This is a genomic window from Hydrogenophaga luteola (assembly GCF_042648585.1).
In the GTDB taxonomy this organism is placed as follows: Bacteria; Pseudomonadota; Gammaproteobacteria; order Burkholderiales; family Burkholderiaceae_C; genus Hydrogenophaga; species Hydrogenophaga luteola.
Genome location: NZ_JBHRXX010000004.1, coordinates 76,715 through 99,292, shown reverse-complemented (window position 1 = coordinate 99,292; position 22,578 = coordinate 76,715). Strand labels below are relative to the sequence as shown.

The window sequence follows — 22,578 nt, the reverse complement described above, 5'->3', positions numbered from 1 at the left end:
AGCGCTCGACCGCGGGAATCCCGGGTCATTGGCACCACCGCCGCGCGCTGACGATATGATCCGGCCATTGTAGCCCCGGGGTTCAGATGGGATCCGGCGGCCGCCCAATTGCCACCCGCTTCTGCCGCCATGTCCAACATCGATGAACTCAAGAGCACGGGCCTGAAGGCCACCCTGCCGCGGCTGAAGATCCTCGAAGTCTTTCAAAACGCCAAGCGCCGCCACATGACGGCCGAGGATGTCTACCGCATCCTGCTCGAAGAGCACTCCGACATCGGACTCGCCACGGTCTACCGCGTGCTGATGCAATTCGAACAGGCGGGCCTGCTCTCACGCAGCAACTTCGAGTCCGGCAAAGCCGTTTACGAGCTCAACGAGGGACAGCACCACGACCACCTCGTGTGCCTCGACTGCGGCCGGGTCGAGGAGTTCTTCGATCCGGAAATCGAGAAGCGCCAGCAGATGATTGCCAAGACCCGGGGCTTCGTGCTCCAGGAGCATGCCCTGTCGCTCTACGCCACCTGCAGCAAGGCGGATTGCCCGCATCGCGCCGCGCCCGCTGATCAGCGCTGACCCACCCGTTCGTTCATTCGCTGCGCATCATGGCTGCGCGGTGCCGCGAGACGAACTCCTGATAGGTGTCGATGCCGCGGAACTGCAGGATGGTGTTTCTCACCGCAGCCTCCACCAGCACGGCGATGTTGCGGCCGGCCACCACCTGGATAACAGCCTTCCTCACTGGCACGCCCAGCACATCCTGGTACAGGGGCTCGTGCGGCATCCGGTCGTAGTCCCGCTCCATGGTCTCTTTCCGAACCAGGTGCACGATGAGCTGCAAGCGCATCTTGCGGCGTACCGCGGTCTCGCCGAAGATCGCCTTGATGTCCAGCAGGCCGATGCCACGCACCTCCAGCAGGTTCTGCAGCAGTTCGGGACAGCGGCCCTCCACGCTGGTCTGGTTGATGCGGTAGAGGTCCACCGCATCGTCTGCCACCAGACCATGACCGCGAGAAATCAGCTCCAGCCCCAGCTCGCTCTTGCCCAGGCCCGACTCGCCAGTGATCATCACACCCATGCCCAGGATGTCCATGAACACGCCGTGCATGGACGACCGGTCGGCAAAGTGCCGCGAGAGGTAGGCCCGCAGCACATCGATCACGAACGCGGCCGGCTCGGGCGTCGCGAACATCGGGATCTGCGCGCGCTCGGCCATCGCCATCAGCGGATCGGGCACCGCCTGGCCATCGGCCACGATCAGCACCGGCGGCTCCAAAGTCACGATGCGCGCGATACGGCGCCGGTTGTCGTCGTCGCTGGGGCTGGTGAGGTAAGCCATCTCCCGCTCACCGAACACCTGGACACGGTACGGGTGGATGTAGTTGAGGTAGCCAACCAGATCTGCGCCCGAGCGGGCTTCGCGCACCGCGACTTCGTCGAACCGGCGCTCGGACGCTCCGAGCCCGGCAACCCATTGCCACTTCAGCGCGTCTCGGTGGTCTTCGAAAAGAACGTCGGCGCTGACAACGGTAGGTTTCATGCGGCCGCGTGGGCCGACTGCCAACCGGTAATGAGCGCGTGCAAGGCAGCGGCGTCGGTCGAGCTCTTCATCTGCTCGCGCAGCGGGCTGTCGCTGAGCAGTTCGGCGATCTCGGAGAGGATTTCCAGATGTTTCTGCGTGGCCGCCTCCGGAACCAACAAGAAGATCATCAACTGCACCGGTTGCTCGTCGGGCGCGTCGAAGCCGATCGGGTTGGCCAGCTGAAACACGGCGGCCAGCGGTTGTTTGAGCCCCTTGATGCGGCCATGGGGAATGGCCACACCATGGCCCAGTCCGGTGGAACCCAAGCGCTCACGGGCAAACAGGCTGTCGGTGATCAACGCACGGTTGAGACCATGCAGGGTTTCAAACAGAAGGCCCGCCTCTTCGAAAGCACGCTTCTTGCTGGTTGCATCCACGCCAACGAGCACTTGGGTGGCAGGCAGAATCACGGATAGACGGTTCATTTGGGCCTCTTCGGAGCGCAAATTATGCCGAGTTGAGAATGCTTGCCTAGACAGCAGGCACAAAAAAGCCGCTTGACTTTCCAAGCGGCTTGTTGCATTGCAGCAAGCCCGGCGCCAAGGCGGCGGGCCGCAGCGGGGACTCACATCAGGCGTTTGGCCGAGTCGTGGTGGTGGTCCTGCGCCTTGTCCTTGTAACGCAACACCTGACGGTCGAGCTTGTCGGCCAGTTCATCGACCGCGGCGTACAGGTCGGCGTGCGCGGACTCCGCGAACAGGTCTTTCCCCTTGACATGAATGTTGCATTCGGCCTTTTGCCGCAGGTCCTTTTCCTTGAGGTTGTCCACCGTCAGCAGCACCTTGATGTCGACCACCTGGTCGAAGTGTCGGGAGATGCGTTCCAGTTTGGAAGTGACATAACCGCGCAGGGCGGGGGTGACTTCGAGGTGGTGACCGCTGATCGTCAGGTTCATACAAGAGCCTCCTAATGCTCCGGGTTGACACAAGCCGCCGGTGGGCGGACCCCCCTGCGGCCTCGGGGATGTCTTGAACCCACTATGCCCACGATTCCACCGGGGCGCAAGCCTGCACTGCAACAAAGGGCTTCAAAGAAAACCTTGGCATTCATGGCCGGCGCGCGGGTGCGGCCGAAGGAATGACCAGGCGGCGCGCCAGCGCGATGGACGCGAGGCTGGCGCCAACGCCAATCGCCCCCGCCACCCAGTAGTTCTGCACCTGTCCTGAAGCATCGCGACCGATGATCAGACCGGACAGGAAAGAAGCGAACCCCATCGAAGCCGACTGCACCGCCCCGTTGAGCGCCATGAAGGTGCCACGCAGGGACGGATCGGCGGCACCGGTGATGAGGGCCATGCCGGGGATCATGCGCCCACTGAGAAACACGAACAGGGCTGTGGTCGCGACCAGGATGACCGGCAGGGGCCAAGGCGGCAGCAGGGTCATCGTCAGGATCGGTACCGTGACGATGGCGGCCAGCACACTGAACACCGACACCTTGCCCCGTCGGTCGGTCACGCGCCCGATCCAACGGGCTGTGACCAGGGTCGTGACGCCGCCGACCAGGTAGATATAGGGAACCTGCTCGGGCAGGACGCCGGCGTTGGACTGCAGGTAGATGGTGATGAACGGGATCACGCAGAACCCCGCAAACACCAGTAGCGCCGAAAACCCAAACGCCCACAGGTGGTTGCCGTTGGCCAGCACGCGGCCAATGGCGCGCCAGGCCGAGGACTGGCCATGGGCCTGCAGATGTCCGCGCATGGGCGGCAGCGTGAGCGCCGCCGCCACCGCCAGCACACCGCTGAGGCCGGCAATGGCGAGGAAAGGCAGTTGCCAGCCCCAGTGCGAGGCCAGGAACAGGCCGATCGGCACACCGGCCACGGTGGAGAACGAAAAAGAGGACATCACGATGCCCATGGCGCGCCCGCGTCGCTCGAACGGCACCACGTCGGCCACGATGGTCTGCGACAGCGCCGACAGCACGCCACCGAACAACCCGGCAGCGACGCGCGCCACCATCAGAAAGCCATAGCCCGGCGCCAGGCCACAGGCCAGGGTGGCCAGCGCGAACAGTCCGTACAGCACCAGCAGCAGTCGTTTGCGGTCAAACCGGTCGACATAGGTCGCCGCCGCGAGGCCGGAAAAACCGGCCGAGAACGTGTAGGCCGACACCAGCAACCCGAACTGCGCGTCACTGATGCCGAACAGCCGCGTGAACTGCGGCCCCAGCGGCATCATGATCATGAAGTCGAGGATGTGCGTGAACTGGATGCCAGCGATGGTCAGCAGCAGCCAGCGCTCGCGACCGGGAGCAAGGGAATGTTGTGTCATGATTTTCGGGACAACCCGCCACTGTACGCGCCGGCCCTCATCTGTGTCCCTCGATACGCTGATCACCTACAACCTGCTGAGCCCGACCCCTGCGCCGGCGGACGACGGCGCCTGCGCGCTGGTCCTGATGGGTGGTGGTGCGCGCACCGCCTACCAGGCCGGTGTGCTCAAGGCCATCGCCGTGATGCACGGCCACTGGCGCAGCGACGGATCGGTGACCGACCGCGGATTTCCCTTTCGCTGGCTGTTCGGCACCTCGGCCGGCGCGCTCAACGCCACCTTCCTGGCCAGCCGCGCCGCGCTGGATCTGCAGGCCTTTCATGACCTGGCCGCGTTCTGGAGCGCCCTGCGTTCGGAACGTGTCTACCGGCTGGAAGCGCCGACCTGGGTGCGCGCCAACCGCGTCGTCGCCGGACTCACGCTGGCGCGCCAGGTGCGCCGCCACCGCGCCCTGCTCGACACGCTGCCGCTGGTGGACACCCTGCACCGGGCCATCGATCTGCGCAGTCTGGAGCTCGGGCTGGCCGATGGCCACCTGGAAGCCCTGGGCGTGACCGCGTCCAGCTACTCCACCGGTGAACACTGGACCTTCTGCCAGACACGGCCGAAACACCCGGTGCAGCCCTGGCACCGGCCGGGCCGGCGCGCCGACTTCCAGCCCGTCACCGTTGAGCATCTGATGGCCTCCAGCGCCATCCCCTTCCTGTTTCCGGCTGTGCCGCTGTGGGTCGACGGCCACCGGGAGCATTTCGGAGACGGTTCGATGCGCCAGCTCTCCCCACTGTCGCCCGCCATCCATTTCGGCGCTCGCCGCATCCTGGCCATCGGCGCCGGCCAGCCCCAGCGCTCGGGACTGGCGGTCCGCGTGGCCGACGAGCCCACCGCAGGCACCATCGCCGGCCACGCCATGGCCAGCGTGTTTCACGACACACTGCAAGCCGATGTCGAACAGGCCCAGCGCGTGAGCCAGACCATTGCGCAGTTGCCCCAAGGACTGGCCGCCGCCCTGCCCTACCACCCGGTACGGGTGCTGGCCCTGCAGCCCAGCTTCTCTCTGGACGAGCTGACCCACAAGCACATTGCCAGCCTGCCTTTAGCCACCCGCAACACCCTGATCGGACTGGGCGCCCTGGACACCGGGCGCGGCGCAGCCGGCAGCGCGGCCTCGCTGGCCAGCTACCTGATGTTCGAACCGCCCTTCGTCAACGCGCTGATGGAGCTGGGCGAACACGATGCCTGGCGCCGCCAGGCCGAAATCAAGGCCTTTTTCGCGCCTCTCGCCGCCTCTTCGCCCGGTGTGGCGATGCCATAATCCGGGCTCCCCGTTCCCGAAAGAGCCTCATGGAAAGCACACCGCCCAGTTGTGTGCTTTCAGCCCTCCCCGCGACCGTCTGATGCGCAGGCGGCCGGCCGGCTGAAAGCGCCGCCCGAACCGCCCACCGTGGCGCGCCTGCGCCCGGTTTCGCCAGACCACCCGCCCGGGAGCCCCCATGCTCAACGTCTTCACCCTGGCCAATGGCCGCCTGTTCCAGGAAGAAATCGAGTCGCTCGAAGCGCTGACCCGATTCAAGCCCATCTGGGTCGACCTGGAAAACCCCACGCCCGAAGAGCGGCGCTGGGTCAAGCAGCACTTCGGCCTGTCCATCCCCGAAGACGCGATGGACGACGACATCGAGGAGTCGGCGCGCTTCTTCGAGGAAGACAACGGCGAACTCCACATCCGCTCAGACTTCCTGATCGACGACGAGGAGAATCCGCGCGCCATCCGCGTGGCCTTCATCCTCAACCAGCACAACGCCGAACTCAAGAGCCAGGGCGTGCTGTTCTCCATTCACGACGAGGACGTGCCGGTCTTCCGGCTGCTGCGCATGCGCGCGCGCCGCATGCCCGGCCTGATCGAGGACGCCAAGGACGTGCTGCTGATGCTGTTCGACGCCGACGCCGAGTACTGTGCCGACACGCTCGAAGACATCTATGACGACCTCGAAACCGTCAGCCGCCAGGTGCTCGCGGGCGACGTGACGGACAACAAAGCCGGCGAGGTGCTGGCCGCCATCGCGCGCCACGAGGACATGAGCGGGCGCATCCGCCGCAACGTGATGGACACCCGCCGCGCGGTGAGCTTCCTGATGCGCAGCCGCATGCTGAACGCCGAGCAGTTCGAGGACGCGCGCCAGATCCTGCGCGACCTCGATTCGCTGGACGGCCACACCGCCTTCCTGTTCGACAAGATCAACTTCCTGATGGACGCGACGGTCGGTTTCATCAACATCAACCAGAACAAGATCATCAAGATCTTCTCGGTGGCCAGTGTCGCTTTGCTGCCGCCGACGCTGATCGCCAGCCTCTACGGCATGAACTTCCAGTACATGCCCGAGCTGAGCCAGAAGTGGGGCTACCCGTTCGCGCTCGGGTTGATGGTGCTGTCGGCGGTGGTGCCGATGCTGTACTTCCGCAAGCGCGGCTGGCTCAAGTAGGGACCGGGCAGGTCACAGCCAGCCTTTGTCGATGAACTCGACCACGTCGTGGCAGCGCGGCTCCAGCGGATGAGTCAATGCCGCTACGACGATGCGCCGCACGCCCTCGGCATAGGGCGCGCTGCCCGTCACCAGGGTCTCCAGGCGCAACTGGCAGTCGCCCTCTCCGATCTCGATGCGGTGGAAGGCGTGGCGCCCCAGGTCGGCGTCCGGGATGCCCAGACCCGCCGATTGCAGCGCCGGATCGCGCACCGAAACGATGGCCTCGGGCGCCAAGCCGAGCGACGCCGCCAGGGCCACCGCCGTGCCTGGCACCGAAGTCTTGCCGGCCTGGTGCGATTCGGTCAGGCGCACGGATTCACCGCGGAACCAGGGCCCGCAACGCGCCAGCATGGCCATGAACTTGAGCATCAGCAGGTTGGCATTGGCGCACACCACCACCGGCACGCCGTTAGCCAGGTCCGAGACCCCGGTGCCGGTGGATAGTTCAATCAGCGGCACGGATCGCTCGCGGCAGAAGTGCAGGATCTCGGGCAACTCGCGCCCGGAGCCAGCGTGCACCACCGCCCGCACCGTGCCAGTGTCCGCCCGGTCGCGCCATGGCTTGGCGTCGGGCGCCAGACCCGTGAGCAGTTCGCGCGCCAGCTTGCCGGAGCCGGCGATCAGCAGAGATGGAGGGTTCATGCGCGCAGCAGGGTGTCGATCAGCGCGCCACTGTAGCGGGACGCCACCTCGCGCAGGAAGCGAGGGAAATCCACGTGTGCCGCGTCGTCGGCGCGGTCGGAGATGGTGCGCACCACCGCCAGCGGCACGCCGAAGTCGTGACACACCTGGGCAAAGGCCGCGCCTTCCATTTCCACCGCCAGCGCATCGGGCAGTTCGCGCTGCAACGCTTGGCTCTCGGCCGTGGTGGCGACGAAGCGGTCGCCGCTGATCAGCAGGCCCTGGTGCAGGCGCGGCCCCTGCAGACCGAACGCTTCCACCGTGGATGCATCCAGCTGCTGCGGCAGGCTGTGCAGCATGCGCTCGCAGGCCAGTTCCAGCGCGTCGGTAAGGGCCGCATCGGCCTCGAAGCGGGCGCGGCCGTACAGCGGCACCTCATGGCGGGGAAACAGCGGCGAAGCGTCCATGTCGTGCTGAAGGAACGAGCGCGCCAGCACCATGTCGCCGACCTTCACACCCGGGCCCAGCCCGCCGGCCACGCCGGTGAACACGATGCGCTGCACCTTGAAGCGGTCGATCAGCAGGGCCGCGGTCGTGGCCGCCGACACCTTGCCGATGCCCGACAGCACTGCGACCACGTCCTGCCCGTGCAGGTGTCCGACCCAGAACTCGCGCCCGCCCACCGCCTCCTTGTGCTCGTCGGGCATCAAGGCCAGCACGCTGGCAAGTTCGTCGTGCAGTGCCGAAACGATGGCGATGCGGGTCATGCAAGGGCTCCGGAAATGACAAAGGCGGCCGAAGCCGCCCTGTCATTGTGTCGCAGCCGCCACAACTACTTCTTGTCGCGCAATTCGCGCCGAAGAATCTTGCCCACCGGCGTCTTGGGCATCTCCGTGCGGAACTCGACCACCTTGGGCTGCTTGTAGCCGGTGAGGTTGGCCTTGCAGAACTCGCGCACCTGCGCCTCGGTCAGCGCCGGATCTTTCTTGACGATCACCAGCTTGACCGCCTCGCCCGACTTCTCGTCGGGCACCCCGACCACAGCGCACTCCATCACGCCCGGCAACTGGGCCACCACGTCCTCGACCTCGTTGGGATAGACATTGAAGCCGCTGACCAGCACCATGTCCTTCTTGCGGTCCACGATCTTGAAGTAGCCGCGTGCGTCCATGATGCCCACGTCGCCGGTCTTGAAGAACCCGTCGGCGGTCATGACCTTGGCCGTCTCGTCTGGCCGCTGCCAGTAGCCGGCCATGACCTGCGGGCCCTTGATCGCGATCTCGCCCGGCTGGCCCTGGGGCACCTCGTTGCCATCGTCGTCCAGACACTTGAGCCAGGTGTTGGGCAGCGGCACGCCGATGGTGCCGGTGAACTCGGTGTTGGTCACCGGGTTGCAGGTGGCCGACGGGCTGGTTTCGGACAGACCATAGCCCTCGCAGATCGGGCAGCCCGTCTTCTCCAGCCAGAGCTTGGCCACGGCACCCTGCACCGCCATGCCGCCGCCGACCGAGACCTTGAGGTTGCGCCAGTTCACGGTGTGGAAGTCGGGGTGGTTGGCCAGGCCGTTGAACAGCGTGTTCACGGCTGGGAAACTGTGGAAGGTGTGCTCGCTCAGCTCCTTCAGCACGGCCGGCAGGTCGCGCGGGTTGGGGATCAGGATCACTTTGCCGCCAGTGCGCATGCCCAGCATCATGTTCACCGTGAAGGCGAAGATGTGGTACAGCGGCAGGGCGCAAACGCTGGTGGTCTGCTCGCCGGCCGGCACCTTGCTCATGACCGGCGCGTTCCAGGCCTCGGACTGCAGCACGTTGGCCAGCACGTTGCGGTGCAGCAGCACCGCGCCCTTGGAGACGCCGGTGGTGCCGCCGGTGTACTGCAGCACCGCCACGTCGTCGGGGCGGATGTCGGGGCGCTTGAGCGTGCCGCGGGTGCCACGCGCAATGGCCTCGTTGAAGCGCACCGCCTGCGGCAGATCGAAGGCAGGCACCATCTTCTTCACGTTGCGCACCACGTAGTTGACGATGCCGCCTTTGATCAGGCCCAGCAGGTCGCCCATGGCCGCCAGCACCACGTGCTTGACCGGCGTCGCTGCGATGCATTGCTCCAGCGTCGCAGCAAAGTTCTCGATGATGACGATGGCCTTGGCGCCCGAGTCCTTGAGCTGGTGCTCCAGCTCGCGTGCGGTGTAGAGCGGGTTGACGTTGACCACCACGAAGCCTGCGCGCAGGATGCCCGCCACCGCCACCGGGTACTGAGGCACGTTGGGCATCATGATCGCGACGCGGTCGCCCTTGACCAGACCGAGGCCCTGGAGGTAGGCCGCGAACGCCTGCGACAGGCTGTCGACCTGCGCATAGCCCACGTCCTTGCCCATGAAGCTGTAGGCGGTGCTGGCGGCGTGTTTCTGGAAGCTCTCTTCCAGCAGGTGCACCAGCGAAGGGTATTGCTCGACGTCGATGTCGGCCGGCACACCGTCCGGATACGCACCCAGCCAGGGGCGGGCGGCGGACGCCTGCGTCGGTTCAGTCATGAAAGGGTCTCCAGGGTCGATGTTGTCGTTCAGCATGCATTTTCCCGGTCAGGCCCGGAACCCCGAGCGCGTGTTTTCCCTGACGCGATTCTGACGCATGGTCCACGGGCGGCAATTCTTGAACCTTTCCCGCTATCAAAAGTGAAAGCTCTGCCAGCCAGGTCAAAAAAGAACAAGGCCCGGACTCACCGGGCCTTGGCAGGGTGACCAGCGGTCTCAGCCCCGCAGCGCGGCCAGCACCTCGTCCAGCATCTTCTTGGCGTCGCCGAACAGCATGCGGTTGTTGTCCTTGTAGAACAGCGGGTTGTCCACGCCGGCGTAGCCGCTGGCCATGGAGCGCTTCATCACGATGCTGGTGCGCGCCTTCCAGACTTCAAGCACCGGCATGCCGGCGATGGGGCTGGTCGGGTCGTCTTGCGCGGCCGGGTTCACGATGTCGTTGGCGCCGATCACCATGGTCACGTCGGTGTCCGGGAAGTCCTCGTTGATCTCGTCCATCTCCAGCACGATGTCGTAGGGCACTTTGGCTTCGGCCAGCAGCACGTTCATGTGACCCGGCATGCGGCCGGCCACCGGGTGGATGCCGAAGCGCACGTTCACGCCCTTCTCGCGCAGGAGTTTGGTGATCTCGAACACCGTGTGCTGGGCCTGTGCCACGGCCATGCCGTAGCCGGGCACGATGATCACGTTCTTGGCTTCGCGCAGCAGCTCGGCGGTTTCGGTCGCGCTGACTGGCGTCACCTCGCCCTGCGGTTCGGCCGCGGCACCCGCGGCGGCCTTGGGCGCGGGTGCGCCGCCGCCGAAGCCGCCGGCGATCACGCTGATGAAGTTGCGGTTCATCGCGCGGCACATGATGTAGCTCAGGATCGCACCCGAGCTACCCACCAGGGCGCCGACCACGATCAGCAGATCGTTGCTCAGCATGAAACCGGTGGCCGCCGCGGCCCAGCCGGAGTAGCTGTTGAGCATGGACACCACGACCGGCATGTCGGCGCCGCCGATGGCCATCACCATGTGGATGCCGAAGAGCAGCGCGATCACCGTCATCACGATCAGCGGCGTCATGCCGGCCTGGATGTCGTGGACGTTCAGGAAGGCGCGACCGAACCAGATGACGACCAGCAGGCCGGCCAGGTTGAGCCAGTGGCGCGCTGGCAGCAGCAGCGGCTTGCCGCCGATGCGGCCCGAGAGCTTGCCGAAGGCGACGATGGAACCCGAGAAGGTGACGGCGCCGATCAGGATGCCGATGTAGATCTCCATCTCGTGGATGGCCTTCTCGGCCGGTGTGGCGAAGACGGTCGAGGTGTCCACGTAGCTGGCAAAGCCCACCAGGCAGGCCGCCAGGCCCACCAGGCTGTGCATGAGCGCGACCAGCTCGGGCATCTGCGTCATCTGCACCTTCTTGGCGGCGATCAGGCCGATGGCACCGCCGACCACGAGGGCGCCGACGATCCAGGGGATGCCGGCGGCGGTGACGCGCGGGCCGAGCACGGTGGCGAGCACGGCGATGGTCATGCCGACCATGCCGAACAGGTTGCCGCGGCGGGCGGTCTCGGGGTTGGACAGCCCACCCAGGCTGAGGATGAACAGGATGGTGGCGCCGATGTAGGCCATGGTGGCCAGACTGGAGGTCATGGGAGTCGTCCTCTTCTTATTTGCGGAACATCGCCAGCATGCGGCGCGTGACGGCGAAGCCGCCGAACATGTTGATCGCCGTGAGCACCAGCGCCAGCACGGCACAGCCCAGGATCAGGGTGTTGGGCCGATCGGCGGCACCGGCGGCATCCAGCGGTGGCGCAACCTGGATCAATGCACCGATCGCGATGATCGAGCTGATCGCGTTGGTCACGCTCATCAGTGGCGTGTGCAGCGAGGGCGTGACGTTCCAGACCACCATGTAGCCCACGAAGCAGGCCAGCACGAACACCGTGAAGTGCGACAGGAACGAGGCCGGCGCGTAGAGGCCGACCAGCGCGAAAAGCACCGCACCGAGGCCGAACACGATGGCCAGCGTCTTGGCCGACATCGGCTCACCCGGGCCATGGCCGTGGGCGGGGGCCTTGGGCGCGGCCACCGCGGGCTTGGCCGGCGGCTTGGGTGCGGCCGCGATCGGAGGGGCGGGCCAGGTGATCTCGCCGTCCTTGATGACGGTCAGGCCGCGGATCGCGTCGTCCTGCATGTTGACGTTGATCACGCCGTCCTTGGTCTTGCACAGCTCTTCGGTCAGGCGGAACAGGTTGGTGCCGTAGAGCGTGGACGACTGGCGCGCCATGCGCGAGGCCAGGTCGGTGTAGCCGACGATGGTCACGCCGTGCTTGACGACGGCCTTGCCCGGCTCGGTGAGTTCGCAGTTGCCACCCTGCTCGGCCGCCATGTCGACGATCACGCTGCCGGGCTTCATGCTGCGCACCATCTCGGCAGTGATGAGCTTGGGCGCCGGTTTGCCTGGGATCAGCGCGGTGGTGATGATGATGTCGACCTCGCGCGCCTGCTTCGCGTACATCTCGCGCTGCGCGGCCTGGAAGCCCTCGCTCATGACCTTGGCGTAACCGCCGCCGCCCGAGCCCTCTTCCTCGTAGTCCACCTTGACGAATTCGCCACCGAGCGAGACCACCTGGTCGGCCACCTCGGCGCGCGTGTCGTTGGCGCGCACGATGGCGCCCAGGCTGGCGGCCGCGCCGATGGCGGCGAGCCCCGCCACACCGGCACCGGCGATGAACACCTTGGCCGGTGGCACCTTGCCCGCGGCGGTGATCTGGCCGTTGAAGAAGCGGCCGAAAGCGTTGGCCGCCTCGACCACGGCGCGGTAGCCGCTGACGCCGGCCATTGAGGTCAGCGCGTCCATCTTCTGTGCGCGGCTGAGCGTGCGCGGCAGGCAGTCGATGGCCAGCACCGTGACCTTCTTCGCCGCCAGCAGCTGCATCAGGTCGGGGTTCTGGGCCGGCCAGACGAAACCGATCAGGGTCTGACCCGCGTGCATCAGCGCCACTTCGTCGGTAGTCGGCGGGCGCACCTTGAAGACGATGTCGGCGCTGTTCCACAGCTCGGCGGTCGAGCCGGCGATGGACGCGCCCGCTTCGCGGTAGGCGTCGTCGGACAGGTCGGCCAGTTCGCCGGCACCGGTCTCCACCACCACGCCGAAGCCCAGCTTGGCGAGCTTGGTGACCACGTCGGGCACGGTGGCCACGCGTTTCTCGCCGGGGAAGATTTCACGGGGGATACCGATGCGCTGCGGGGTGGCAGCGGCGGTGTCGGTCGGGGCGCCAGTGGTCATGGAAGGTCCTTGATGCAGGGAGTTCAAAAAACAGGGCGGTGCGTCGGGTCAGCCACCGCCGCCCGCGGCAGGCTGAGGCGGTGCAACCAGCTTGATGGGCGGCATGTCCAGACGACCGGAGAGCGAATAGACGCTGCTCTTGACTGCGTCCTTGAGCTGGCGGCCCCACACCACATGGGCGGGCGACACGTCCTTGGGTAGCGCGCCACCGGCCGCAGCGCCGTCGGCGCTGATCGGAAGCACCGTGAAGACGCGCACGTCCACGAACGAGCCCGTGGAGATCGCGTGCCGACTCCACACGGTGTAGAACGGAGGCGTCTCGCCGCCTTCGAACTTGAGAGCAGTCTCCAATTGCGGCGCCAGGGCCTTGATCACGCTGGGGCCGTCGTACAAGGGCGTCACGGTCAGGCACTGTGCAAAGCTGGCCCGGAAGCCCTCGTTGCCTTCGCGGTAGTTGTGTTCATCGGACTTGCATTCCACCGAGTACGTCATGTATCCGCCCCGGCCGCCGCCCAGGCCGTCCGAATTGGCGCTCACCAGAACCAGCACAGGCGTTTCACTGGCGCCCCCATCGCGGACAAACAGCTTCTCGCGGACCGCCAGCGCGCCCGATCGGTCTCCGCCGTAGGCCTGCGCCGCATCCGGCAGGGGCACCTCCTTCCAGCCCTCGTCGGCGAACCGGATGTCCACCCGCCCGACCGAGAACTCGGCCGCGTGGCCGGCCACCGCCCCCCACAGCATCCACCCGCAGACCGTAGCCTTCCACATTCCTCTGGACATCTTGTTGGTTCCCATCGTGTGTGCCGGGCCCTCCGCCCGGTGTTGTTCGTGTCGCCAGCCGGGCGCCGTCCCTGGTCGGCGCCAGCACCCGTCCACGGGCACTCCTGGCAGCGCGCCAGCTTAACCGACGCCCTTCGGGCCTTCACCACCTGCAAGCCCTTGTCGCACAAGGGTTTGTACCAAGCACCGGGTGCGCCGAGGCCCATCGCATTCCGGCGGAATTTCATGATGCGGCAGAAGGTCCCGTTCAAAGGAACACCCGAACGGTCGGTCGGGATAATGGCGCCATGAACACCCGATGGAAACCCAGTGTCACCGTGGCCGCGATCATCGAGCGCGAGGGCCGCTACCTGCTGGTGGAGGAAGAGACGCCCGAAGGCCTTCGCCTGAACAACCCGGCCGGCCACCTGGACCCGGGCGAAAGCCCCGAACAGGGCGTGGCGCGCGAGGCGCTGGAGGAGACGGCCTTCGCCTTCCGGCCGACCGCGCTGGTGGGCATCTACCTCTCGCGCTTCCAGCGCGAACGCACCGGCGAAGACATCACCTACCTGCGCTTCGCCTACTGCGGCGAGCTGGGCGACTTCGATGCCGCCCGTCGGCTCGACGCCGGCATCGTGCGCACCCTGTGGATGACGCCCGATGAGGTGCGCGCCAGCGCCGACCGCCATCGCAGCCCGCTGGTGCTGCGCTGCATCGAGGACCACCTGGCGGGCCAGCGCTTCGCACTGGAGACGGTGCACACCGACCTGTCGGTGTTCAAGGCGCGCTGAACACGGCCCGGACTTGGCCGCGCACAGGCGGCTCACTATCATCGGCGGCTCCTACCCACGGTTTTCCCGACCCAGGCGCTGCCCCACTTGGAAACACCAGGCACTCCCCCGCTGTTGCCCCAGGAACTGCTGGCCATGATGGCGCGCGGGGTGTCGGTCATCGTGAGTTCCTGCGGACCCGACCTGACCCCCAGCCTCATGCGCGCGGTGGGCAGCCAGGTGACCCCGCAGGGTGACCAGATCACGGTGTTCCTCAACCGCGCGCAGTCGGCGCAACTGCTGCGCGACGTGGCCCGCACCGGTCGGGTCGCGGTGGTGTTCAGCGAGCCCCACAGCCACCGCACGGTGCAGCTGAAATCGAACGGTGCGCGCCTGCGCGAGGTCACGCCCGACGACGCGCCCGCCCTGCAGCGCTACCTGCAGGCCATGCAGGGCGAGCTGGGACTCATCGGCTTCGCCCCGGACTTCGCCGCCGCCATGCTGGCCCACCGGCTGGACGACCTGAGCGCCATCACCTTCGCGCCGGAACAGGCCTTCGACCAGACCCCCGGCCCCCAGGCAGGGCAGCCGCTGCGGGAGGTCCGGTGAACAAGATCGGCCTGGGCGAGGTGCGGCCCTGCCTGGAAGGGGTCATCCCGGCCATCATGGCCACCACCGCGGCCGACGGCACGCCCAACGTCGCCTACATCTCGCAGGTGTTCCATGTGGACGAGCGGCACGTGGCGCTGTCGTTCCAGTTCTTCAACAAGACGCGCCGCAACATCCTGGAGCACCCGCGCGCCACGGTGCTGGTGCTGCACCCGGTGACGGCGCAGTTCTACCGGCTGCACCTGCGCTACCTGCGCACCGAAACCGGTGGCCCGGTGTTCGAGAGCATGAAGGCCCAGCTGGCGGGCATCGCCTCGCACAGCGGCATGGCCAGCGTCTTCGTGCTGCGCGGCTCCGACATCTACGAGGTGCTGGACATCGAGCGGGTGGCCGGTGAACCGCTGCCCGGCGGCGCGCCGCGCTGCAGCCTGCTGGGCGCACTGCGCCGCGGCAGCGAGCGGCTGGCCCGCGCCACCACGCTGGACGAGGCGCTGGAGGCCACGCTGCAGACGCTGGAACACGACATGGACATTGCCCATTCGATGGTCCTGATCCTCGACCCGGCCACGCAGCGCCTCTACACCGTGGCCAGCCGGGGATATGCGACCTCCGGTGTGGGCTCGGAGATTGCGCTGGGCGACGGCGTGATCGGCGTGGCCGCCCGCGAGGGCACGCCGGTGCGCATCATGCACATGACCAGTGCCTACCTCTACAGCCAGGCGGTGCGCATCGGTCTCGAAGACCGGGGCCTGGCGCCGGCCGACATGACCGAGATCCCCTACCCCGGACTGCCCGAACCCCACAGCCAGCTGGCGGTGCCGCTGCGTTCGGGCGACCGGGTGCTGGGCGTGCTGTTCGTCGAGAGCCCGCAGGACCTGCGCTTCAGCTTCGAGGACGAGGATCTGCTGGTCACGCTGGCGGGGCAGCTGGCCGCGGCCATCGACCTGATGCAGGAGACGCCGGAAGCGGCCGACGCCCACGCCCACGCCGACGACACGCCTGTGCCGGTGGTCAGGCCGCCCCCGGGACCGGCCCTGCAAGTGCGCTACTACCCGGCCAACCACAGTGTCTTCATCAACAACGCCTACCTCATCAAAGGCGTGGCCGGCGCCATCCTCTGGAAGCTTTTGCAGGTCCACCGCAGCGAGGGCCGCCAGGAGTTCTGCAACCGCGAACTTCGGCTCGACCCCGGGCTGGGTCTGCCCGATGTGGTGGACAACCTGGAGGCGCGGCTGCTGCTGCTCTCGCGCCGCTTGCAGGAGCAGTGCCCGGCGCTGCGCATCGAGAAGACCGGCCGCGGGCGCTTCCGCCTGCAGGTGGGCGCCGCGGTCCACCTCCAGACCGTGCAGGCCTGAGAGTCGACCGGCGGCTCACACCGCATCCACCAGCCCGGGCACGGCGGGCAGGCCCAGCCCACCGCTCAGCTTGGCCCAGTCGCGCTGAGACAGGTGCGGCTGCACGACGTCGAGCACCGCGCGGAACACCGGCTCCGGCGCCTCCTGGCGCATGCCGCCCAGCACCGCCAGCCGCTCGGGCGCGTTCATCTGCGGCAGCATCCAGCGCATCACCTGCATCATCTCGCCCGGCGGGATGGTCGCCACCAGCGCACCGTGGATCGCGCGCAGCTCGTCGTCGGTGTAGGCGCACCACAGGGCTGCGTTGTGTTCCGTTTCCTCCACGTGCATGTGGCGCAGGTTCTCGGCCAAGAAGAGCGACAGATCCAGGTACAGCTTGTGCAGGGCACCCGCCAGCGCTGCGCCGTCCAGCGTGTCCAGCTGCCGCGCCGCCGCCCGCAGGCGGGCGATCTGCTCGAGGTGGCCCAGGTGCTCGTGCGCCACGTCGGCGCTCAGGCCCGGTGTGTGCGCCTCGATGGCGGGGTGCACGAAGTTGTTCTCGTGGTGCACGTGGGACACGCACAGGTCCATCAGCGCGCAGACGCGGGCCCCGGCATCGGTCACGTCCTGTGGGTCCGTCGGGTCGGCACGGCCGACCGCCAGCAGGCACTCGGTCATGACGGCGCGCAGCGCCTTGTGGATGCCGGCGTACAGATCCTCACGACCGGCGGCCTGGCTGGCTTCGGCCAGCTGTTTCATTTCCTGTTGGGTGAATTTCATGATGACTTCCTTGTGCGGACCGGGTCCGCTTTTGCTGCCTGGCGACAGCGCCCCATGCGTTGTCTGCCATGGAAGAAAGTCTAGAAATCCGTGTCCGGACGCGCTGCTAAATAGCGCTTAAGAACATCCTAAAAACACCTTAAGCGCGCCGATTCACTCAGAACCGCTCACCCGGCCGCGCCCCTGCTTGATCTGCGCACGGCTGGCCTTGCCGGCCAGTCGCCGCTGCTTGGACGCCAGCGTGGGCCGCGTCGGCTTACGCGCCTTGGGCACATGGGCGGCGGCGTTCACCAGCGCCTGCAGCCGCGCCAGCGCGTCGGCCTTGTTCTGCTCCAGGCTGCGGCTGGTCTGGGCCTTGATGACGATCACGCCCTGCTCGGTGATGCGCTGGTCGCCGTGCGCGAGCAGGCGCGCCTTCACCGCCTCGGGCAGCGAGGACGCGGCCACGTCGAAGCGCAGGTGCACGGCGTTGGAGACCTTGTTGACGTTCTGTCCGCCCGCGCCTTGCGCGCGGATGGCGGTGAACTCCACTTCGGAAGGATCGATGCGCAGCATGGTGCGTGGCAGTGTGCCACGCGGGGCCTTCAATAACGTTCTTTCACACCCGTGACCATGGCCTTGACCAGGCGCGTGCGCTCGATGCGCCCCATCACGATGGCCGAGGCGGCGTGCACGCCGGCCGACAGCAGCAGCGCATGGGCCAGCAGCTCGTGCAGCTCCTGCAGCCACTCCTCGCCCCAGAAGGCGTCCAGTCCCTGCATCCAGCCGGTGACGCCCAGGGCCAGCACGAGGCCCATGAGCAGGAACATCATCAGGGCGCCCAGCGGGTTGTGGCCCCAGTGGTGTTCAATGTGTCCCGAACGCATGGCGCGGACATGCCGCAGCAGGCGCGCAGGCGTCGGGAAAAAATCCGAAAAGCGCGCATGGCGCGAACCGATGAAGCCCCAGACGATCCGCGCGGTCACGAGTGCGGCGGCCAGGTAGCCGGCCCACTCGTGAAGCGTTTCGCCCTCTTCGAGCACGAAGTAATTCAGCAGCACCGTTCCGACCAGGGTCCAGTGAAAGACACGGACAAACAGGTCCCAGACCGGGCGGCTGGCCTCGGAGAGCGCAGGGGTCTTCATCGCGTCACAGCATCACTTGGTTTCGAGCACCGCGGCGGTCACGGGGTCGAAATAGATCTCGACCTTCTTGCCGGCCTTGTCGAAGCCATAGATCTCGTAGCACTGGCCGCTGGAGACCTTGAAGGTCTTGATCTGGTAGCCCTTGTCTTCGAGGCCCTTCTTGAACTGGGCTTCGGGCATCCACTTTTCCTTGGGCTGCTCGCACTTGGGACCGGCCAGAGCGACACCGGAGACGGCGACCATGAGGGCAGCGACAGCAATCGATTTCATCGGGAACATCCTTTTCAATAGCACCCCAGCACGTGCTGGTATGGGTATTGAAGCGATGCCGGATTAGCCCGACCTTAAATGAGCTGTGTGTTTGTGTGACCGTCTGTACAACCGCTTTTGAGTGCGGTCACCGCCCCGTCTCAGGCGGATTCGGGGCGCTGCTCGCGTCCGCTGCGCCACATCAGCAGCACCGCCAGCAGGGCCGAGGCCACCATCAGGAACAGGCTGACGGCGTTGAGCACCGGTGTCGCGCCCTCGCGCATGCGGCCGTACATCAGCACAGTCAGCGGCGCGTCCGAGCCCACCAGCATCAGCGTGGTGTTGAAGTTCTCGAACGACATCAGGAAGGCCATGGCCGCCGCGCCGATCATGCTCGGCCGCAGGTAGGGCAGCGTGATGGTCCACAGCACCGCGGCGCGGCTGGCGCCGAGGTTCAGCGCCGCTTCTTCGAGCGTGCGGTCGAAGCGGCGCAGGCTGGCCGAAATGGTGAGCGTGGCAATGGTCACGATGTAGCTGAACTGGCCGAGGATCACCAGCGGCAGACCGGGCCGCAGGAACTCCAGTTCGAGCCCCCAGGTCGCGTCGGCGAAGTTGGCGATGCGGCTGGCAAAGGCGAGGATGGAGATGCCCAGGATCACACCCGGAATCACCAGCGGCACCATGGACAGCAGCGCCACCGCGCTCTTGCCCGGGAACTCGAAGCGCTCCAGCAGGAAGGCGTTGCAGGTGCCCACCACCACCGACAGCACCGTCACCCATAGCGCCACCCAGGCGCTCACGCCGATGGCCTTGAGCAGTTCGGCGTCGTGCAGCAGGCCGGTGCGCGCGTCGGTGTCCGCGGTGAACCAGTCGAAGGTGAAGCCCATCCAGGGCGGGGTCGGGTAGTCGGCGTTGTTGAACGCGAACACCGCCACCACCACCAGCGGGACGAACAGAAAGACGAAGAACGCGCCGACGAAGGCAGCCAGGCCGTAGCGTTGCGAGGCGGGTCTGGGAAGGCTCGGAATCATCGCGTCAGCTCGCCTTCATGACCGCGCCAAACCGTTGCCCGGTGAGCTTGAGCCCCGCCCACACCAGCAGGCTGGAGAGGAACAGCAGCAGGAAACCAAAGGCCGCGCCCTGGTTCCAGTTGAAGCGGGTAATGAACTGGGTGTAGATCTGCTCTGTGAACCAGAGCGAGTCCTTGCCGCCCAGCAGCGTGGGCGTGAGGTAGTTACCCAGGCAGAGCATGAAAACCACGATGGAGCCGGCCGCGATACCGGGCGCGGCGTGCGGGATGACGATGCGGCGCACGATGTTGGCCGTGCTGCCGCCCAGGTCGTAGGCTGCTTCGATCAGGCTGTCGTCCAGGCTCTCCAGGCTGTTGACCAGCGGGATCACCATGAACAGCAGCGAGGCATAGACCAGGCCCACGAGGATGGTCGCGTCGTGGTACAGCAGCTCGACCGGCTGGTTCGCGAGGCCGGTGGCTTGCAACAGCCGCGAGATCACGCCGGTCTCGCGCAGCAGGATCAGCCAGCCCAGGGTGCGCACCATCTCGCTGACCCAGAACGGCAGCAGGCACAGCACCAGCATCACCATCTTCAGCCGCCCCTGGGCGACCTTGGCGATGTACCAGGCGGCGGGAAAGGCCAGCAGCAGCGTGAACAGCGTCGCCAGCACCGACATGACCGCCGTGCGCACGAAGGTGTTCCAGTACAGCGGCTCGTCGACGAAGGTGCGGTACTGGTCCAGGCTGGCCGCGTACTGGCCCGGCCCCACGCGCGCCTGCAGCGACAGCAGGGCCAGCTCGACGTGCGGCAGCACCACCAGTCCACCCAGCCACAGCAGGGCCGGCGCGAGCAGGAAGAGCAACATCCAGCGGCGGTGGGTTGCGACGTCCATCGTGCTCAGGCCGCAAAGCACCAGGCCTGTGAAGGCTGGTACGAAAAGTGGACGGTTTCGCCCGCACGCAGGTCGGCCAGGCGGCCGGTCAGCGGCAGCGCGATCTGCAGCGGCGTGCCGGTGCGTGCTTCCTGCACCTGCACCGTGGAGTTGCCGCCGTCGAACAGCACGGCCTGCACGGTCGCGCTCCAGGCCGGCTCACCCGCGGGCAGCTCGCGCGGGCTGCGCCCGATCTCGATGGCTTCGGGGCGAATGAACAGGCTGGCAGTCTGCCCCTGGTCCACCGCGCCGACGCGCTGCGCCCACAGGCCCAGGCCTCCGCCGGTGCGCAGCAGCACCTGCTCGCCGTTGCGGGTTTCGATCTGGCCTTCGATGCGGTTGTTGTGGCCGACAAAACCGGCGACGAACGCGGTCTGCGGCTGGTAATAAAGGTCCTGCGGCGAACCGAGCTGCTCGAAGCGCCCGTGGTTCATCACCGCGACCTGGTCGGACATGACCAGCGCTTCCGACTGGTCGTGCGTGATGTAGACGAAAGTGGTGCCGACCTCGGCCTGCAACTGCTTGAGCTCGACCTTCATGTGCTCACGCAGCTTGAGGTCCAGCGCGCCCAGGGGCTCGTCCAGCAGCAGCAGCGCGGGTTCGAGCACGAGCGAGCGCGCGATCGCCACGCGCTGCTTCTGCCCGCCCGAGAGCTGGTCGATGCGCTTGCCCTCGCTGCCCGGCAACCCGACGCGCCGCAGCATGTCGGTGACCCTGGCCTTGGCCGTCGAACCCTTCACACCTCGCCGTTCCAGCCCGTAGGCGATGTTCTCGCTCACCGTCATCATCGGGAACAGCGCCAAGTGCTGGAACACCATGTTCACCGGCCGCCGGTTGGGCGGCACGCCGTTCATGGACTGGCCCTTGATCACGATGTCGCCCGCGTCGGGGGCGATGAAGCCCGCGATCATGCGCAGCAGCGTGGTCTTGCCGCAGCCCGAAGGCCCGAGGATGGAGAAGAAGGAACCGGAACGGACGCCGAAGCTCAGGTCGTCGACCGCCGCAAACGCGCCATAGCGCTTGCGGACGGTCTGGATCTGGAGGTCGTAGGCGCCAGCGCGGTCCGCTGCGGCGGCAGCGGTTACGGCGGAGGCGGCGGGCATCGGCTTACTTGGCGGCCTTGATGCGGTCGAGCACGCGGCCTTCGATGTCCTCGATGCCGGCGGGCACAGCCGGGTACCACTTGATGTTCTTCAGCGCGGCCTCGGGGAAGCTGTCGGCGAACTGCTTCTTGAGCACCGGGTCCATGCCGGCGTCACCGCCCTTGGCGGCGGTGAAGTTGCCGGCCGAGGTGGCGACCTTGGCGGCGATCTCGGGGCGCATGTTGAAGTTGATCCAGGCGTAGGCGGCCTCGTCGTTCTTGCCCTTGGCCGGCAGGGCAAAGGTGTCGACCCAGCCCAGCGCGCCGGACTTGGGCGCCACGTACTTGATGTCGGGGTTGGTCTTGTTCAGGCCCCAGCCGCCGGTGTCCCACATCATGGCGGTGGTCAGCTCGCCCGAGCGCATGCCGGCCAGCAGCTGGTCCTTGCCATCCCAGTAGAACTTCACGTTCTTCTTGCACTCGGTCAGCGTCTTGCCCACCTCGTCCATCAGCGCGCCATAGGCCTTGGCGTCGCTGTACAGCGCGAACGGGTTCTTGCCCATGGAGAAGGCGAAGGCGATCAGGGTCGGGCGCTTCAGGCGCATGCTGACCTTGCCGGCGTTCTCGGCCGCGCACAGGTCGGTGTAGTCGGCCGCCTTGGAGGTCTTGGTGTTGACCACCAGACCGTCGGTGCCCCAGATGTGCGGCACGGCGTAGACCTTGCCGCCCACGGTGGTGTTCAGGCGGGTGGCTTCGAGCATCGAGGGAATGAACTGCTCGGACTTGATCTTGGAGAGGTCCATCGGCTTGTAGATGCCGAATTCGGCCTGCGGACCGGCGATGCGGTCCTGGCTGGGCTGGGCCAGGTCGAAGCCGGCGCCGGCGGTGGCGCGCAGCTTGGAAATCATTTCCTCGTTGTTCGAGAGCGTCACCTCGACCTTGATGCCGGTCTCCTTGGTGAACTGCTCCATCACGTCCTTGGGCACGTAGTCGGCCCAGGTGATCAGGCGGAGGGTCTTGTCCTGGGCGTGGGCGGCGCCAACGGTCAGCAGCAGCGCGGCCAGGGCCACGCGGGAGATCTTGCTCTTCATGGGTGTGCTTTCAGAGGGTGTGACGAAAACAGGGACCGCCG

24 protein-coding genes are annotated in these 22,578 nt (G+C 66.8%); 6 read left to right on the top strand and 18 right to left on the bottom strand.

Annotated features, from left to right (window positions below; all coding sequences use genetic code 11):
* Positions 1-129: 129 nt before the first annotated feature.
* Entirely contained in the window at positions 130-573 is a 444-nt protein-coding gene (gene fur, locus ACFOPI_RS09605; RefSeq protein ID WP_382173313.1) for a ferric iron uptake transcriptional regulator, read from the top strand.
* 13 nt (positions 574-586) lie between these two features.
* Here the strand turns inward: fur and hprK are convergent, their stop codons facing one another.
* From hprK to ACFOPI_RS09585, 4 genes are all read right to left on the bottom strand, one after another.
* Positions 587-1,537 (bottom strand): HPr(Ser) kinase/phosphatase, encoded by a 951-nt coding sequence (hprK, locus tag ACFOPI_RS09600; RefSeq protein ID WP_066156855.1) that lies wholly within the window; start codon positions 1,535-1,537, stop codon positions 587-589.
* Positions 1,534-2,004 carry a PTS sugar transporter subunit IIA gene (locus ACFOPI_RS09595; protein ID WP_382173474.1) on the bottom strand — a complete coding sequence of 157 codons (471 nt, stop codon included), beginning with the start codon at positions 2,002-2,004 and terminating at the stop codon, positions 1,534-1,536. Before ACFOPI_RS09595 ends, hprK begins: the two co-directional genes overlap by 4 nt.
* 140 nt (positions 2,005-2,144) lie before the next feature.
* The gene (hpf, locus tag ACFOPI_RS09590) at positions 2,145-2,474 is read right to left on the bottom strand and encodes a ribosome hibernation-promoting factor, HPF/YfiA family (protein ID WP_382173312.1); all 330 of its coding nucleotides are present in this window, start codon (positions 2,472-2,474) and stop codon (positions 2,145-2,147) included.
* Positions 2,475-2,625: 151 nt separating this feature from the next.
* Positions 2,626-3,852: an MFS transporter gene (locus tag ACFOPI_RS09585; RefSeq protein WP_382173310.1), complete on the bottom strand. Its 1,227-nt coding sequence runs from the start codon at positions 3,850-3,852 to the stop codon at positions 2,626-2,628.
* Between the two features lie 43 nt (positions 3,853-3,895).
* On the opposite strand from ACFOPI_RS09585, the gene ACFOPI_RS09580 reads away from it, so the two are divergent.
* Together ACFOPI_RS09580 and corA are read left to right on the top strand one after the other, a co-directional pair.
* Entirely contained in the window at positions 3,896-5,164 is a 1,269-nt protein-coding gene (locus ACFOPI_RS09580) for a patatin-like phospholipase family protein (protein WP_382173308.1), read from the top strand.
* A 178-nt stretch (positions 5,165-5,342) separates the two neighbouring features.
* Positions 5,343-6,329 (top strand): magnesium/cobalt transporter CorA, encoded by a 987-nt coding sequence (gene corA / locus ACFOPI_RS09575; RefSeq protein WP_066156869.1) that lies wholly within the window; start codon positions 5,343-5,345, stop codon positions 6,327-6,329.
* A gap of 12 nt (positions 6,330-6,341) precedes the next feature.
* Here the strand turns inward: corA and ACFOPI_RS09570 are convergent, their stop codons facing one another.
* From ACFOPI_RS09570 to ACFOPI_RS09545, 6 genes are all read right to left on the bottom strand, one after another.
* Positions 6,342-7,013 carry a dihydrodipicolinate reductase gene (locus ACFOPI_RS09570; protein WP_382173306.1) on the bottom strand — a complete coding sequence of 224 codons (672 nt, stop codon included), beginning with the start codon at positions 7,011-7,013 and terminating at the stop codon, positions 6,342-6,344.
* Positions 7,010-7,759 (bottom strand): 5'-methylthioadenosine/adenosylhomocysteine nucleosidase, encoded by a 750-nt coding sequence (locus ACFOPI_RS09565; protein ID WP_382173304.1) that lies wholly within the window; start codon positions 7,757-7,759, stop codon positions 7,010-7,012. The genes ACFOPI_RS09570 and ACFOPI_RS09565 overlap by 4 nt, the downstream gene beginning before the upstream one ends.
* A gap of 65 nt (positions 7,760-7,824) precedes the next feature.
* Positions 7,825-9,522 carry a long-chain-fatty-acid--CoA ligase gene (locus ACFOPI_RS09560; protein WP_382173302.1) on the bottom strand — a complete coding sequence of 566 codons (1,698 nt, stop codon included), beginning with the start codon at positions 9,520-9,522 and terminating at the stop codon, positions 7,825-7,827.
* A gap of 216 nt (positions 9,523-9,738) precedes the next feature.
* Complete coding sequence (pntB, locus tag ACFOPI_RS09555) at positions 9,739-11,157, bottom strand: Re/Si-specific NAD(P)(+) transhydrogenase subunit beta (RefSeq protein WP_382173300.1); 1,419 nt, start codon at positions 11,155-11,157, stop codon at positions 9,739-9,741.
* A 16-nt stretch (positions 11,158-11,173) separates the two neighbouring features.
* Positions 11,174-12,796 carry a Re/Si-specific NAD(P)(+) transhydrogenase subunit alpha gene (locus ACFOPI_RS09550; protein ID WP_382173298.1) on the bottom strand — a complete coding sequence of 541 codons (1,623 nt, stop codon included), beginning with the start codon at positions 12,794-12,796 and terminating at the stop codon, positions 11,174-11,176.
* Positions 12,797-12,844: 48 nt separating this feature from the next.
* On the bottom strand, positions 12,845-13,537 hold the full coding sequence (locus tag ACFOPI_RS09545) for a hypothetical protein (protein ID WP_382173296.1): 693 nt from the start codon (positions 13,535-13,537) through the stop codon (positions 12,845-12,847).
* A gap of 326 nt (positions 13,538-13,863) precedes the next feature.
* On the opposite strand from ACFOPI_RS09545, the gene ACFOPI_RS09540 reads away from it, so the two are divergent.
* The 3 genes from ACFOPI_RS09540 (at position 13,864) to ACFOPI_RS09530 (ending at position 16,289) form a co-directional block, all read left to right on the top strand.
* Positions 13,864-14,346, top strand: a complete 483-nt coding sequence (locus ACFOPI_RS09540; protein ID WP_382173294.1) for an NUDIX hydrolase — start codon at positions 13,864-13,866, stop codon at positions 14,344-14,346.
* 114 nt (positions 14,347-14,460) lie between these two features.
* Positions 14,461-14,934, top strand: a complete 474-nt coding sequence (locus ACFOPI_RS09535) for a pyridoxamine 5'-phosphate oxidase family protein (protein WP_382173293.1) — start codon at positions 14,461-14,463, stop codon at positions 14,932-14,934.
* Positions 14,931-16,289 carry a GAF domain-containing protein gene (locus ACFOPI_RS09530; RefSeq protein WP_382173291.1) on the top strand — a complete coding sequence of 453 codons (1,359 nt, stop codon included), beginning with the start codon at positions 14,931-14,933 and terminating at the stop codon, positions 16,287-16,289. The genes ACFOPI_RS09535 and ACFOPI_RS09530 overlap by 4 nt, the downstream gene beginning before the upstream one ends.
* A gap of 15 nt (positions 16,290-16,304) precedes the next feature.
* Here ACFOPI_RS09530 and ACFOPI_RS09525 read toward each other — a convergent pair whose 3' ends face one another.
* From ACFOPI_RS09525 to ACFOPI_RS09490, 8 genes are all read right to left on the bottom strand, one after another.
* Positions 16,305-17,048, bottom strand: a complete 744-nt coding sequence (locus tag ACFOPI_RS09525; protein WP_382173289.1) for a hemerythrin domain-containing protein — start codon at positions 17,046-17,048, stop codon at positions 16,305-16,307.
* A gap of 153 nt (positions 17,049-17,201) precedes the next feature.
* Positions 17,202-17,603, bottom strand: coding sequence for an alternative ribosome rescue aminoacyl-tRNA hydrolase ArfB (gene arfB, locus ACFOPI_RS09520; protein ID WP_382173288.1), 402 nt, complete (start codon positions 17,601-17,603; stop codon positions 17,202-17,204).
* A 29-nt stretch (positions 17,604-17,632) separates the two neighbouring features.
* Complete coding sequence (locus tag ACFOPI_RS09515; protein WP_382173286.1) at positions 17,633-18,172, bottom strand: cytochrome b/b6 domain-containing protein; 540 nt, start codon at positions 18,170-18,172, stop codon at positions 17,633-17,635.
* A 12-nt stretch (positions 18,173-18,184) separates the two neighbouring features.
* On the bottom strand, positions 18,185-18,442 hold the full coding sequence (locus ACFOPI_RS09510; protein WP_382173284.1) for a PepSY domain-containing protein: 258 nt from the start codon (positions 18,440-18,442) through the stop codon (positions 18,185-18,187).
* 140 nt (positions 18,443-18,582) lie between these two features.
* Positions 18,583-19,452 carry an ABC transporter permease gene (locus ACFOPI_RS09505; RefSeq protein WP_382173283.1) on the bottom strand — a complete coding sequence of 290 codons (870 nt, stop codon included), beginning with the start codon at positions 19,450-19,452 and terminating at the stop codon, positions 18,583-18,585.
* Between the two features lie 4 nt (positions 19,453-19,456).
* On the bottom strand, positions 19,457-20,326 hold the full coding sequence (locus ACFOPI_RS09500; RefSeq protein ID WP_382173282.1) for an ABC transporter permease: 870 nt from the start codon (positions 20,324-20,326) through the stop codon (positions 19,457-19,459).
* A gap of 5 nt (positions 20,327-20,331) precedes the next feature.
* Complete coding sequence (locus ACFOPI_RS09495; RefSeq protein WP_382173281.1) at positions 20,332-21,468, bottom strand: ABC transporter ATP-binding protein; 1,137 nt, start codon at positions 21,466-21,468, stop codon at positions 20,332-20,334.
* 4 nt (positions 21,469-21,472) lie between these two features.
* Positions 21,473-22,537, bottom strand: a complete 1,065-nt coding sequence (locus ACFOPI_RS09490) for an extracellular solute-binding protein (RefSeq protein WP_382173280.1) — start codon at positions 22,535-22,537, stop codon at positions 21,473-21,475.
* Positions 22,538-22,578 lie beyond the last annotated feature (41 nt).

Excerpts from the sequence above, each read along its gene's own strand:
- fur (WP_382173313.1), top strand. The coding sequence starts at position 130 with ATGTCCAACATCGATGAACTCAAGAGCACGGGCCTGAAGGCCACCCTG.
- hprK (WP_066156855.1), bottom strand. The coding sequence starts at position 1,537 with ATGAAACCTACCGTTGTCAGCGCCGACGTTCTTTTCGAAGACCACCGA.
- ACFOPI_RS09595 (WP_382173474.1), bottom strand. The coding sequence starts at position 2,004 with ATGAACCGTCTATCCGTGATTCTGCCTGCCACCCAAGTGCTCGTTGGC.
- hpf (WP_382173312.1), bottom strand. The coding sequence starts at position 2,474 with ATGAACCTGACGATCAGCGGTCACCACCTCGAAGTCACCCCCGCCCTG.
- ACFOPI_RS09585 (WP_382173310.1), bottom strand. The coding sequence starts at position 3,852 with ATGACACAACATTCCCTTGCTCCCGGTCGCGAGCGCTGGCTGCTGCTG.
- corA (WP_066156869.1), top strand. The coding sequence starts at position 5,343 with ATGCTCAACGTCTTCACCCTGGCCAATGGCCGCCTGTTCCAGGAAGAA.
- ACFOPI_RS09570 (WP_382173306.1), bottom strand. The coding sequence starts at position 7,013 with ATGAACCCTCCATCTCTGCTGATCGCCGGCTCCGGCAAGCTGGCGCGC.
- ACFOPI_RS09565 (WP_382173304.1), bottom strand. The coding sequence starts at position 7,759 with ATGACCCGCATCGCCATCGTTTCGGCACTGCACGACGAACTTGCCAGC.
- ACFOPI_RS09560 (WP_382173302.1), bottom strand. The coding sequence starts at position 9,522 with ATGACTGAACCGACGCAGGCGTCCGCCGCCCGCCCCTGGCTGGGTGCG.
- pntB (WP_382173300.1), bottom strand. The coding sequence starts at position 11,157 with ATGACCTCCAGTCTGGCCACCATGGCCTACATCGGCGCCACCATCCTG.
- ACFOPI_RS09550 (WP_382173298.1), bottom strand. The coding sequence starts at position 12,796 with ATGACCACTGGCGCCCCGACCGACACCGCCGCTGCCACCCCGCAGCGC.
- ACFOPI_RS09545 (WP_382173296.1), bottom strand. The coding sequence starts at position 13,537 with ATGCTGTGGGGGGCGGTGGCCGGCCACGCGGCCGAGTTCTCGGTCGGG.
- ACFOPI_RS09540 (WP_382173294.1), top strand. The coding sequence starts at position 13,864 with ATGAACACCCGATGGAAACCCAGTGTCACCGTGGCCGCGATCATCGAG.
- ACFOPI_RS09525 (WP_382173289.1), bottom strand. The coding sequence starts at position 17,048 with ATGAAATTCACCCAACAGGAAATGAAACAGCTGGCCGAAGCCAGCCAG.
- arfB (WP_382173288.1), bottom strand. The coding sequence starts at position 17,603 with ATGCTGCGCATCGATCCTTCCGAAGTGGAGTTCACCGCCATCCGCGCG.
- ACFOPI_RS09515 (WP_382173286.1), bottom strand. The coding sequence starts at position 18,172 with ATGAAGACCCCTGCGCTCTCCGAGGCCAGCCGCCCGGTCTGGGACCTG.
- ACFOPI_RS09510 (WP_382173284.1), bottom strand. The coding sequence starts at position 18,442 with ATGAAATCGATTGCTGTCGCTGCCCTCATGGTCGCCGTCTCCGGTGTC.
- ACFOPI_RS09505 (WP_382173283.1), bottom strand. The coding sequence starts at position 19,452 with ATGATTCCGAGCCTTCCCAGACCCGCCTCGCAACGCTACGGCCTGGCT.
- ACFOPI_RS09500 (WP_382173282.1), bottom strand. The coding sequence starts at position 20,326 with ATGGACGTCGCAACCCACCGCCGCTGGATGTTGCTCTTCCTGCTCGCG.
- ACFOPI_RS09495 (WP_382173281.1), bottom strand. The coding sequence starts at position 21,468 with ATGCCCGCCGCCTCCGCCGTAACCGCTGCCGCCGCAGCGGACCGCGCT.
- ACFOPI_RS09490 (WP_382173280.1), bottom strand. The coding sequence starts at position 22,537 with ATGAAGAGCAAGATCTCCCGCGTGGCCCTGGCCGCGCTGCTGCTGACC.